Here is a 12346-nt window from a genome sequence, read left to right as displayed (position 1 = left end):
GGCAGCCCCTGAGCGGTCCCCAAAACAAAAAGGCTGCCCGAAGGCAGCCCCTTGTTGCACCACCGGAGGCAGCCCTTTCTGGCCACCTCGGCGGGTGATCACTTGTGATACGCCGTTTCGCCGTGCGAGGTGATGTCCAGGCCTTCGCGCTCTTCCTCTTCAGGAACACGCAGGCCGATCACCAGGTCAACGATCTTGTAGGCGATCAGGGAGACGACAGCCGACCACACGATGGTCAGGCCGACGGCCTTGGCTTGAACCAGCAACTGGCTCGAGATCGAGAACTCGGTCGGGGTGGTCATGGTCACCGTGACCCAGTCAGCCACCGTGGAGGGGCCACCCAGGTTGGGCGAGTTGAACACGCCGGTTGCCAGCGCACCGAAGATACCGCCGACGCCGTGCACGCCGAACACGTCCAGGGAGTCGTCTGCACCCAGCAGCTTCTTCAGGCCTGTCACGCCCCACAGGCAGATCAGTCCAGCCAGCAAGCCGATGATCACGGCGCCGCCGATACCGACGTTACCGGCTGCCGGCGTGATGGCGACCAGACCGGCCACAGCACCCGAAGCAGCACCCAGCATCGAAGCCTTGCCCTTGAGCAGGCTCTCACCCAGGCACCAGCCCAGCACAGCGGCAGCGGTGGCGACAAAGGTGTTGATGAAGGCCAGGGCGGCGAAACCGTTGGCTTCCAGTGCGGAGCCGGCGTTGAAGCCGAACCAGCCCACCCACAGCAGCGAGGCACCAACCATGGTCAGCGTCAGCGAGTGAGGCGTGAAGGATTCCTTGCCGTAACCAATGCGCTTGCCAACCATATAGGCACCCACCAGGCCAGCCACAGCGGCGTTGATGTGCACCACGGTACCGCCGGCGAAGTCCAGCGCGCCCCATTGCCAGATCAGGCCGGCCTTGCCGTTCATGGCGTCGACCACGTCCTTGGAGGCGTAAGCGTCAGGGCCCATCCAGAACCAGACCATGTGCGCGATCGGGGCGTAGCTGAAGGTGAACCACAGCACCATGAACAGCAGCACGGCCGAGAATTTGATGCGTTCAGCGAATGCGCCGACGATCAGGCAGCAGGTGATGCCGGCGAACGTGGCCTGGAAGGCAGCGAACACGATCTCGGGGATGTAGACACCCTTGCTGAAGGTGGCGGCAGGTGCGAACGTACCAGCGACGTTGTCCCAGATGCCCTTCATGAACAGGCGATCCATGCCACCGATGAAGGCGTTACCTTCGGTGAAGGCCAGGCTGTAGCCGTAAACGAACCACAACACGACGATCAGCGAGAAGGTCACCATCACCTGCATCAGCACGGACAGCATGTTCTTGCTGCGCACCAGGCCGCCGTAGAACAGGGCCAGGCCGGGAACCGTCATCAGGATCACCAGCAGCGTGGAGACCATCATCCAGATCGTGTCGCCCTTGTTGGGCACGGGGGCAGGTGCGGCGGCGGCCGACGCTGCTTCGGACGCAGCGGGTGCAGCAGCAGGAGCTGCAACGGGGGCCGACGCAGGTGCGGTGGCTTCAGCGGCCGCCGAAGCGGCGACGGGCGCGGACGCAGCGGCGTCCTGAGCGTGCGAGACGCCCAGTAGACCGAAGGCGGCCAGCCCCAGCGCGATGGACGCAATGAGCTTTCTCATGAAGATGCCTCTTGGAATCAGATAGGTGAGCACAGCACACACACCTATCAGGTGTGGGCCACAAAAAGGGGAATGGGGGTCAGGCGTGAGGCCTGGGGATCACAGCGCGTCCTGCCCGGTTTCACCGGTACGGATGCGGATCACCTGCTCCAGCGACGTCACGAAGATCTTGCCGTCGCCGATCTTGCCGGTACGGGCAGACGACTCGATGGCTTCGATCACGCGGTCGAGAATGGCTTCGTCGACAGCAGCTTCGATCTTGACTTTGGGCAGGAAGTCGACCACGTATTCCGCGCCACGGTACAGCTCGGTGTGGCCCTTCTGGCGGCCGAAGCCTTTGACTTCGGTCACGGTGATGCCTTGCACGCCGATGGCAGACAAGGCCTCACGCACTTCATCAAGCTTGAAGGGCTTGACGATGGCGGTCACCATTTTCATGGTTGGTTCTCCGGTGAGGTTGGCAAAAAATTCAGACAAGGTGTGGTCTGCATGATCTGTGCCAGCGCTCCAAATCGGGGAATGGCTCGGGTCGTACCGCGGGCCATGCACCGATATGGCATGGCGAACCTCGTTTCGCACGAATTTTGTGCAGCCACGTGTGCATTCCACACCTGCTTAAAAATTGTGCACAACATTGGTGCTTTTGCCTGTGTCCGGTTTCCGACCAATCGCTCTTCAGTGGGGCCCATCAGGGGGGCTTTGCGTCAGTCCTGGGTCAGGACAATTCGGCGGTTCACCGATATGACGCATCCATCCCATGTCACTGGCAATCGTTCACAGTCGCGCGCTTGACGGCCTGAAGGCGCCCGAAGTCACCGTTGAGGTGCATCTGGCCAATGGGCTACCCTCGTTCACCCTGGTGGGCCTGGCTGACACGGAGGTCAAGGAGGCGCGCGAGCGGGTTCGGGCGGCACTGAGCAATTCAGGGCTGGAATTCCCGTTCAACAAGCGGATCACCGTCAACCTGGCCCCAGCGGACCTGCCCAAGGAATCCGGGCGTTTTGATTTGCCGATCGCGCTGGGCATTCTGGCCGCCATGGGGCATGTGGACGCGGCCAGGCTGGCCGAGCTGGAGTTTGCCGGCGAGTTGTCGCTGGGTGGCGAGTTGCGCCCGGTGCGGGGTGCCTTGCCCATGGCGCTGGCCTTGCGCCGCGCCGCCGGGGGCCCGCGACCACGGGGCCTGGTGTTGCCACAGGCCAGCGCGGCCGAGGCGGCCCTGGTGGATGGCGTGCGGCTTTACGGTGCAGCGCATTTGATGGACGTGGTCGAGGCCTTGCGCCCGGATGGCCAAGGCAATGGCGCCGATCTGGTGCGGGCCAGGGCCAATGAGCCCACAGCGTCGACCGTGATCGTGCCTGATCTCAAAGAGGTCAAGGGCCAGACCGCGGCCAAAAGGGCGCTGGAGGTGGCTGCGGCCGGTGGGCACAGCCTGCTGATGGTCGGGCCCCCAGGCACCGGCAAATCCATGCTGGCCCAGCGCTTTGCTGGTTTGCTGCCCTCCTTGACCGATGACGAGGCGCTGGAGTCAGCGGCCGTGCTCAGCCTGGCTGGCTGCTTTGACGCCCAGCGCTGGCGCCAGCGCCTGGTGCGCAGCCCGCACCACACGGCGTCATCCGTGGCCCTGGTGGGTGGGGGCTCGCCGCCACGCCCGGGTGAGATTTCGCTGGCCCACCACGGCATCCTCTTCCTGGATGAGTTGCCCGAATTCCCTCGTGCCGCCCTGGAGGCCCTGCGTGAGCCGCTGGAAACTGGCCACATCACGATTGCCCGCGCCGCGCGCCGGCACGACTTCCCGGCGCGCTTCCAGTTGCTCGGTGCGATGAACCCTTGCCCTTGCGGCCATTTCGGCAACCCGCTCAAAGCCTGTCGTTGCACGCCCGACCAGGTGGCGCGCTATCAGGCGCGGCTCAGTGGCCCCTTGCTGGACCGCGTGGACGTGCAGATCGAGGTGCCTGCCGTGGCGCCCGATGTCCTGGCCAACAGCCCGGACGGCGAAGCCAGCACCGAGGTTGCAAAACGCGTGTCGCAGGCGCGTGAACGCCAGCGTGCGCGGCAAGGCGTGCTCAATGTGGACCTCACCGGCAGCTTGCTGGACGAGCACGCGCAGCCAGCACCTGCTGCCTCGGCCTTCCTGCAGGCAGCGTGCGCGCGCCTGGGGTGGTCTGGCCGCGCCTTCCACCGCGTGCTCAAGCTGGCGCGCACCATCGCGGACCTGGCCGGCTCGGAGGCCATCTTGCAGGCGCACATGGCCGAGGCCATCCAGTACCGGCGTGTACTTCACCTGCCCTGACTGTTGATATAGTGCCCTGCATCGGGCCGTTGAATGCGCGAGATGCGTGGGGTGGCAATGTGGGTGAATCACGGGTGAACATGGCAGGTCTGTCGCGTGATGGCCGACTTGCTGCTTGCCTCCTGGCGCTGATCGGTTTCACGCCGATGTCGTCTGCGCAGGCCTTGCCCTCGAAGACCGCCCCCAATCCGGCGCCAGCGCATTTTGTCGCGTGCAGTTTGCCCCTGGCGCCACACACCATGCCGGATGCACGCGGCAAGCCCTCGGGGCATGCCACAGAGATTTTGCAAGCCGTGGCCTTGAGGCTGGGGTGGGCACTCGACATCCGATACATGCCGTGGGTGCGGGTGGTGGATCAGGCCAAGCGTGGCGACTGCGATCTGGTCTACACCGTGCTCAAGCGTGCAGACTACGAGACCTTTCTTGTCTTTCCGCAAGAGCCGGTGCAAATGCGTGCCAATGTGCTGGTGGTGCTGAAGGGGCGTGGCATTCAATATGACGGCAACCTGGAAGCCTTCATGCGGCAACACAGTGTGGGCCTGTACCGCGACAAGGCGGTGGATGAACGCTTCGAGGTGCTGCGGCGCGCGCCATGGGCTCATGTGGATGAGGCCAGCGATGCACGCTTGAACCTGATGAAGTTGCTGGCCGGGCGTTTTGATGCTGCCATCGAAAATGAGATGACCGCCGTGCACGAGTTGCGCGAGTTGGGGCATCTGGATGATGTCGTCTTGCTGGCCCCTCCCTTGAACAGAACGCTGGCGTATGTGGCCTTTCCCAAGGCGGGGCGTCTGGCCGGGCAGTCGGGCGACTTCGACCGGGCGATGAAAGCGTTCAAGCAGACGCAGGACTATCGTGAATTGTGGGATGCCTATGTGCGAGGGATGCCCACGCGTTACCGCTAGACTCTGGCGTCACCCCTTGTCACTTGGCAACCAGGAGCACTTCAGATGCATCGCCGCTCGCCTTCTCGTTTCCCTTCGTTCATGCGCGCCCTTGCGCTCGCGGCTCTGGCTGTGATGGCCGCTCCGCAGCACGCGCTGGCGGCCGGCAAGCCTGCTGCTGCCGTCAAGCCAGCTGAAGCCTTGGTGAAGGTGGAGGGGGCCTGGATCCGCGCCACCGTCAAAGGGCAAAGCGGCACGGGGGGGTTCATGAGCCTGACCGCGACCCAGCCGCTGACGCTGGTGGGCTTCAGCACCAGCGTGGCCGCCGAAAGCGAACTGCATGAAATGGCCATGGACGGCAATGTGATGCGCATGCACGCCGTGCCATCACTGCCTTTGCCTGCAGGCCAGGCCGTCGAGTTGCGCCCCGGCATGGACGGCCATCACCTCATGCTGATGGGCCTCAAGCGGCAACTCAAGGAAGGTGATGAAGTGGCGCTCACGCTCAAGCTGCGCGCCGCCGATGGCAAGCCCCTGACGCAGGAAGTCAAGGTGCCAGTCAAGTCGGGTTCGATGACGATGGCACCCGCAGCCAGTGGGGCCTCAGCTGCGCAGCCCGGCATGAAGCACAACCACATGCACCAGAGCCCGATGCACGAGGCTCACTGATCTTCCAGGCGCCGGGGCGGGTAGGTGTCCCAGCCCTGGCAGCCCGGGCATTGCCAGAAGTAGTGCTGGCTCTCGAAGCCGCAGGCGGCGCAGCGGTAGCGTTGCAGCGGCTTGGCGGCCGTGGCCATGGCCACCTGCATGCGCTCGATCTCGGGCTCGTCCAGCGCCACATGCGTGCTCAGGCGCTCGCGGATGAGGCCTTGTGCCGCTGACAGCGAAGGCTGTGCACTCATGTGGGCCATCAGGGCCTTGCGACGCGCAACCGGGTCGGGCTGCAGGCTGTTGAGCGCGAGCAGCACATCCACCGAAGGCACCTGGGCATACAGGCTTTGCAGCTTGTCCAGGGCGGCCTTGTCTTCACCGCAGGCCAGCGCCGATTTGGCGTAGTCCATGGCGATCAGCGAGAAGGCCTGTGGCTGCTTGGCCATCAGCTCGTCCCATGCGCGCAAGGCCTTGTCGTGTTGTCCTTGCCGAACCATGCGTTGGCCCTGGATGACCAATGGGCGAGCGGACTGTGGTGCGGCTTCTCGTGCACGCATCAAAGCCTGGTCGGCCTCTTCAACGCGGCCACGCGCATCGGCCTCCTGGGCGATTTCACACCAGTGATGGGCCATGCGCTGCGAGAAGGAGCCGGTGCCGGCGGCCTCCAGCTGGCGGGCCACTTCAATGGCCGGGTGCCAGTTGCGCGAACGCTCGTTGAGCGAGAGCAGGGCCAGTCGGGCGTCCGTGGAGAAGGCGGTGCCCTCCAGCGCCTTGAAGGCTTCTTCGGCACGGTCGAACAGGCCCGCTTTCATGAAGTCATGGGCCAGCGCATGCTGCGCACGTTCGCGCTCGTCGCGCTTGAGGTCGGCGCGCGCCAGCAGGTGCTGGTGCACGCGGATGGCGCGCTCGTACTCGCCGCGGCGGCGGAACAGGTTGCCCAGTGCGAAGTGCAGGTCGGAGGTGTCCGGATCATGCTGGACGGCTTCGATGAAGGCGTCGATCGCCTTGTCCTGCTGTTCGTTGAGCAGCAGGTTCAGGCCCTTGAAGTAGGCTTGTGGCGAGGCGCGGTCTTCCCGCTTGAGTTGCCTCAGGTCCAGGCGCGAGGCGCTCCAGCCCAGCAGGAAAACAATGGGGAAGGCCAGCAGCAGCCAGTAGAGGTCAAATTCCATCGGGGGTCGCTTTGCCGATCACAAGGTCCATCACTTCGCCGGCTTGCGCGGCGCGGGCATGTCGGGCGGGAAGGGCAGTTCTGCGGGCAGGGTGGGTGGGCCGGAGCGGGTCGTCGGGCCACTGTCGAACGGCGTGGGGGCGGCCTGCTTGCTGACTGGCTCGGGCAAGAGCAACTGGCGGTTGCGGGCCTCGCGGCGGTGGCGCCACCAGCTGGGCAACATGGCCAGCACGCCGGTCACGCAACCCAGTGCAAACACGCCCAGCACGACGAACACCATGGGTGCCTGCCAGCTGTAGCCCAGCAGCCATTTCAACTCCACCACATGCTGGTTGTTCAGCGCGAACGCGAACAGGATGAAGAACAACAGGCCGCGCCACAACCAGTTCAATGCTCGCATGAGGGTGTTCAGCTCTTGAGTGTGTCTTGTTGGACGAGAGTATCCACCTTATCCACGCCTTCGCGCAGGGCCTTGCCAGGTTTGAAGTGCGGCACCAGTTTTTCGGGGATCAACACCTGCTCGCCCGAGCGCGGGTTACGGCCCATGCGGGGCGGGCGGCGGTTGATCGAAAAACTGCCGAAACCACGGATCTCGATGCGATGGCCTTTGGCCAGCGCTTCGGACATCGCGTCCAGGATGGTCTTGACGGCGAATTCGGCGTCGCGTTGGGTGAGTTGCCCAAAGCGCTCGGCCAGTCTGGCCACGAGATCGGAACGGGTCATAGGGGGACGGCGGGAATTCGTGAGGCTGTGATGAGCATCAGCAAAAAGCCCCTTCAACCTGGCAGGACCAGGATCCAGGGCTTTGCCACGCTCATCACAACCCCCGATGCATCAGGCCTTGAGGGCCGTTTGCACGGGTGTTGCTGAACAAACGGATTAACCGTTGTTCTGGTCCAGCTTGGCCTTCAGCAGGGCGCCCAGGCTGGTGGTGCCGGCGCCTTCCTTGGTGGTTTCGCTGCGCAGGGACTGCATGGCTTCTTGCTGCTCGACGTTGTCCTTGGCCTTGATCGACAGTTGAATCGAACGGGTCTTGCGGTCCACGTTGATGATCAGGGCGGTGACTTCGTCGCCTTCCTTCAGCACGTTGCGAGCGTCTTCAACGCGGTCACGGCTGATTTCCGAAGCGCGCAGGTAGCCGATGATGTCTTCACCCAGGGTGATTTCGGCACCCTTGGCATCCACGGTCTTGACGGTGCCGGTGACGGTGGCGCCACGGTCGTTCAGGGTCGTGAAGTTGGTGAAGGGGTCGCTGTCCAGCTGCTTGATGCCCAGGGAGATGCGCTCACGCTCGACGTCGATGGCCAGAACGATGGCTTCAACTTCCTGGCCCTTCTTGTAGTTGCGCACGGCGGCTTCGCCAGGCTCGTTCCAGGACAGGTCGGACAGGTGCACCAGGCCGTCGATACCAGCGGCCAGACCAACGAACACGCCGAAGTCGGTGATCGACTTGACGGGGCCCTTGACCTTGTCACCACGGTTGAAGTTCTGAGCGAAGTCGTCCCATGGGTTCGGCTTGCACTGCTTCATGCCCAGGGAGATGCGACGCTTGTCTTCGTCGATTTCCAGGACCATGACTTCCACTTCGTCGCCCAGGTTGACGATCTTGTTGGGAGCGATGTTCTTGTTGGTCCAGTCCATTTCGGAGACGTGCACCAGGCCTTCGATGCCGGGTTCGATCTCGACGAAAGCGCCGTAGTCAGCGATGTTGGTGACCTTGCCGAACAGACGGGTGCCGGCAGGGTAACGGCGTGCAACGCCAACCCAGGGATCGTCGCCCATTTGCTTCAGGCCCAGCGAGACGCGGTTCTTCTCGGCGTCGAACTTCAGGACCTTGGCGGTCAGTTCCTGACCAACCGTCACCACTTCGGAGGGGTGACGGACACGGCGCCATGCCATGTCGGTGATGTGCAGCAGGCCGTCGATACCGCCCAGGTCCACGAAGGCACCGTATTCGGTGATGTTCTTGACCACGCCTTGAACGATCGCGCCTTCGCGCAGCGTTTCCATCAGCTTGGCGCGCTCTTCGCCCATCGAAGCTTCGACCACAGCACGGCGCGACAGCACGACGTTGTTGCGCTTGCGGTCCAGCTTGATGACCTTGAACTCCATGGTCTTGCCTTCGAACGGCGACATGTCCTTGACAGGGCGCGTATCGAGCAAAGAACCAGGCAGGAAGGCACGGATGCCGTTGACCAGCACGGTCAGGCCGCCCTTGACCTTGCCATTGACGGTACCGGTCACGAAGTCGCCAGACTCCAGTGCGGTTTCCAGAGACAGCCACGAGGCCAGACGCTTGGCCTTGTCGCGCGACAGGATGGTGTCGCCGTAGCCGTTTTCGATGGCGTCAACTGCCACCGACACGAAGTCGCCCACTTGGACTTCGATCTCGCCCTGGTCGTTGCGGAACTCGTCGATAGGCACATAAGCCTCGGACTTCAGGCCGGCGTTAACCACCACGAAGTTGTGTTCGACGGCCACCACCTCAGCGGTGATGACTTCGCCCGTGCGCATATTGGCACGTTGCAGCGACTCTTCAAAAAGGGCGGCAAAAGATTCAGACATGGAATTTCCTGTGCCGGCGGGTGCCAGCGGTAACGCTCGGGTCGACAGGAACGACCAGAACGGGTTGGGTTGAAGAACATGACGTCCGGGCCGCTTTGCAGCAGCCCCGATCACTCAAGCGCCTGCCTGGCAGCATGCGCCGGAAGTCACAGCCTTTTGGTAAAGACCCCCGTGGCGTGTCAATGACTTCAGTCAGTGACGAACGATCACGTGAGGCCAGCCCTCGACCCACAATCCCAGCACCGTTTCCACCGATTGCTCGATGGTCCAGGCGGAGTTGTCGATCTTCTGGGCATCCGGGGCAGGCACCAGGGGCGATACGGCGCGGGTACGGTCCCGCAGGTCGCGCGCTTCTAGGTCTGCACAGATTTCATCGAGGTTAGCAGAAATCCCTTTTGAAATCAATTGGTTATAACGGCGTTCCGCGCGTTCTTTGACGGATGCCGTCAAAAACACCTTCAGCGCGGCGTCGGGAAAGATCACCGTGCCCATGTCGCGGCCGTCTGCCACGAGGCCGGGCAGGCCACGGAAAGCCTTCTGCAACTCGACCAGGGCCTGGCGCACGCCTGGGAAAACCGACACGCGGGAGGCGGCCTGCCCGATTTCCTCGCGGCGCACGGCTTCGCCGACATCGCGCTGGTCCACCCAGATGTGTTCCCGATCAAAACGCAGGGAGATGGCATAACCCAACTGGCGGGCCAGGGCCTCCAGGCCTTCGGCGTCGTCCAGGCTGATGCCGCGCTCCAGAGCCAGCAGGCCGGTGACGCGGTAGAGCGAGCCAGAATCCAGGAACTGGTAGCCCAGGCGGGTGGCCAGGGCGCTGGCCAGCGTGCCCTTGCCGGAGGCGGTGGGGCCATCAACGGTGATCACGGGGATCAGGTCCGGGTTGGTTTGCGCCACCTGGAACAGAGACTCGAAGTAGTCCGGGAAAGTCTTGCCGACACAGCGCGGATCATCAATGCGCACCGAGACGGGTTTACCGTCCGTAGCCGTGGGGGCCAGCGGGTTGAAGGCGGCCAGCGAAAAGCACATGGCCATGCGGTGGTCGTCGTAGGTGTGGATGCTGGCGTGCTGCCACTGGCCCGGTGCTGGCGGCGTGACCTCGATGAAGTCCTGGCCCTCGACCACCGTGGCACCCAGTTTGCGCAGCTCACACGCCATGGCGGCGATGCGGTCAGTTTCCTTGACGCGCCAGCTGGCGATGTTGCGCAGGCGGGTCGTGCCCTGGGCGTACAGTGCCATCACGGCCAGGGTCATGGCCGCGTCGGGGATGTGGTTGCAGTCCATGTCCACGGCCTGCAGTGGCCAATCGCCTCGGCGCACTTCCAGCCAGTTCGGGCCGCTGGTGACCTGGGCGCCCATGGCCTGGGCGGCTTCGATGAAGCGGATGTCACCCTGGATGGAGTCTTCGCCCACGCCTTCGACGCGAACGGCCATGGCACGCCCTGCGATGGCGCCTGCCGCGATGAAGTAGGACGCCGAAGAGGCATCGGCCTCGACGTGGATCTCACCAGGCGACTGATAGCGGCTGCCTTGCGGGATGACAAAACGTTCCCAGCCCTGGCGTTCAACCTGGATGCCAAAGCGCGCCAGCAGGTTCAGGGTGATCTCGATATAGGGCTTGGAGATCAGCTCGCCGACGACCTCGATCGTCAGCGCTTGATCTTGCGAGACCAGGGGCAGGGCCAGCAGCAAGGCCGTGAGGAACTGGCTGGAGACGTCACCGCGCACCTTGATCGGGGCCGACAGCTTGAGCTGGCCGCCCGCCAGACGCAGCGGTGGGTAGCCTTCATTGCCCGTGCATTCAATGTGGCAGCCCAGGGGGCGCAGCGCATCGACCAGGTCGCCAATCGGGCGCTCGTGCATGCGCGGCACGCCCGACAGCGTGAACACGCCGCCTTGCGTGGCCGACAACAGGGCCAGCGCCGCAGTCAGCGGGCGCATGGCGGTGCCGGCATTGCCCAAGAACAGGTCGGCCTGCTTCACGGACAGCTTGCCGGCCAGCCCGGTGATGCGCACCGTGTCGCCATCCTGATCCAGATCGCAACCCAGCGCGCGCAGGGATTCGAGCATCACGCGGGTGTCGTCGGATGCCAGCAGGTCGTGCACGACCGTGGTGCCCTCGCTCAAGCCCGCCAGCAACAGCACGCGGTTGGAGATGCTCTTGGAGCCGGGCAGGCGCACGGTGCCGCCTGCGGACAGCAGCGGGGGGAGATCAAGGAAAGCGGTGGTGTACATGCAGGGCAGTTCGCGAGACAGGCTTATTGGCGCGTGACAGGGGGCTTGGTGCCCAGTTGCCACTGGCTGCGGGCATCGGACGCGGTTTGAATCTGTTCTTCGAGTGCGGGGCCGTTCCAGTCGCGCATCTGCCGCTCCATTTGCTCCAGCGAATGGCGGAAGGCCTCCGATTGCTTGAGCACTTCTTCGCGGTTGGACAGCAGGATGTCGCGCCAGATCGTGGGGTCGCCCGCGGCAATGCGGGTGAAATCGCGGAAGCCTGGACCGGCCAGCGACAGGTATTCCTGGCCCAGGGGCTGCTCCCCCATGGCGTTCATGTAGGCGAAGGCCAGCAGGTGGGGCAGGTGGCTCACGGCGGCAAAGGCGGCGTCGTGGTTCTCCGGCGTCATTTTGAGCACCTGGCAGCCGACGGCAGCCCACACATCGGTGGCCTTCTGGATCAGCACGGGATCGGTTTGCTGCAGGGGTGTCAGGATGACCTTGCGGCCCTGGTAAAGGGCGGCGTCCGCGTGCTCGATGCCGGCCACTTCACGGCCTGCGATCGGGTGCGCAGGCACGAAGGAGGGCAGGCGCTCTTTGAGCACCCGGCGGGCAGCGTCCACCACATCGCGCTTGGTCGAGCCCACGTCCATGAACAGCACGCCGGGGTCCACCAGATGGCGGATGGCCTTGAAGGTGCCTTCACTGGCTGCCACGGGCACGGCGATCAGCACGATGTCGGAGCCGGACACGGCCAGCAGGGCCGATTCGGCGGCCACGTCGATCACGCCCAGCCGGCGGGCTTTCTCGACCGTTGACGGCGATTTGCTATAGCCCACGACCCGCTTGACCAGGCCTGCCTTCTTGAGCGCCAGCGCGAACGAGCCGCCCATGAGGCCGCAACCGATCAGGCCGAGTTGGTTGAACATGA

11 protein-coding genes are annotated in these 12346 nt (G+C 64.2%); 3 read left to right on the top strand and 8 right to left on the bottom strand.

Features of this window, described 5'->3' with window-relative positions:
- Nucleotides 1-98: 98 nt before the first annotated feature.
- Together amt and HY019_RS12545 are read right to left on the bottom strand one after the other, a co-directional pair.
- Nucleotides 99-1640, bottom strand: coding sequence for an ammonium transporter (gene amt, locus HY019_RS12550; RefSeq protein ID WP_290692562.1), 1542 nt, complete (start codon nucleotides 1638-1640; stop codon nucleotides 99-101).
- Nucleotides 1641-1739: 99 nt separating this feature from the next.
- Entirely contained in the window at nucleotides 1740-2078 is a 339-nt protein-coding gene (locus HY019_RS12545) for a P-II family nitrogen regulator (RefSeq protein ID WP_035039077.1), read from the bottom strand.
- 319 nt (nucleotides 2079-2397) lie between these two features.
- On the opposite strand from HY019_RS12545, the gene HY019_RS12540 reads away from it, so the two are divergent.
- From HY019_RS12540 to HY019_RS12530, 3 genes are all read left to right on the top strand, one after another.
- Nucleotides 2398-3930: a YifB family Mg chelatase-like AAA ATPase gene (locus HY019_RS12540; RefSeq protein WP_290692558.1), complete on the top strand. Its 1533-nt coding sequence runs from the start codon at nucleotides 2398-2400 to the stop codon at nucleotides 3928-3930.
- 80 nt (nucleotides 3931-4010) lie between these two features.
- Nucleotides 4011-4835 carry a transporter substrate-binding domain-containing protein gene (locus tag HY019_RS12535; protein ID WP_290692556.1) on the top strand — a complete coding sequence of 275 codons (825 nt, stop codon included), beginning with the start codon at nucleotides 4011-4013 and terminating at the stop codon, nucleotides 4833-4835.
- A 45-nt stretch (nucleotides 4836-4880) separates the two neighbouring features.
- The gene (locus HY019_RS12530) at nucleotides 4881-5483 is read left to right on the top strand and encodes a copper chaperone PCu(A)C (RefSeq protein WP_290692554.1); all 603 of its coding nucleotides are present in this window, start codon (nucleotides 4881-4883) and stop codon (nucleotides 5481-5483) included.
- On the opposite strand, the gene lapB is transcribed toward HY019_RS12530, so the two are convergent.
- From lapB to HY019_RS12500, 6 genes are all read right to left on the bottom strand, one after another.
- Nucleotides 5477-6634 carry a lipopolysaccharide assembly protein LapB gene (gene lapB / locus HY019_RS12525; RefSeq protein ID WP_290692552.1) on the bottom strand — a complete coding sequence of 386 codons (1158 nt, stop codon included), beginning with the start codon at nucleotides 6632-6634 and terminating at the stop codon, nucleotides 5477-5479. The two genes, HY019_RS12530 and lapB, sit on opposite strands and share 7 nt — an antisense overlap.
- A 30-nt stretch (nucleotides 6635-6664) precedes the next feature.
- Nucleotides 6665-7033 (bottom strand): LapA family protein, encoded by a 369-nt coding sequence (locus HY019_RS12520; protein ID WP_290692550.1) that lies wholly within the window; start codon nucleotides 7031-7033, stop codon nucleotides 6665-6667.
- Nucleotides 7034-7041: 8 nt separating this feature from the next.
- On the bottom strand, nucleotides 7042-7356 hold the full coding sequence (locus HY019_RS12515) for an integration host factor subunit beta (RefSeq protein ID WP_290692548.1): 315 nt from the start codon (nucleotides 7354-7356) through the stop codon (nucleotides 7042-7044).
- 156 nt (nucleotides 7357-7512) lie between these two features.
- Nucleotides 7513-9198, bottom strand: a complete 1686-nt coding sequence (gene rpsA, locus HY019_RS12510) for a 30S ribosomal protein S1 (protein WP_290692546.1) — start codon at nucleotides 9196-9198, stop codon at nucleotides 7513-7515.
- Nucleotides 9199-9390: 192 nt separating this feature from the next.
- Nucleotides 9391-11436: a bifunctional 3-phosphoshikimate 1-carboxyvinyltransferase/cytidylate kinase gene (locus HY019_RS12505; RefSeq protein ID WP_290692544.1), complete on the bottom strand. Its 2046-nt coding sequence runs from the start codon at nucleotides 11434-11436 to the stop codon at nucleotides 9391-9393.
- A 23-nt stretch (nucleotides 11437-11459) separates the two neighbouring features.
- Nucleotides 11460-12344 (bottom strand): prephenate dehydrogenase/arogenate dehydrogenase family protein, encoded by an 885-nt coding sequence (locus HY019_RS12500; RefSeq protein ID WP_290692542.1) that lies wholly within the window; start codon nucleotides 12342-12344, stop codon nucleotides 11460-11462.
- Nucleotides 12345-12346: the final 2 nt, after the last annotated feature.

Origin of the sequence: Aquabacterium sp. (genome assembly GCF_016195855.1) — a bacterium.
Taxonomy (GTDB): Bacteria; Pseudomonadota; Gammaproteobacteria; order Burkholderiales; family Burkholderiaceae_C; genus Aquabacterium.
Note: the sequence above shows the minus strand (reverse complement) of the source record. Positions and strands in the feature narration are given on the sequence as shown.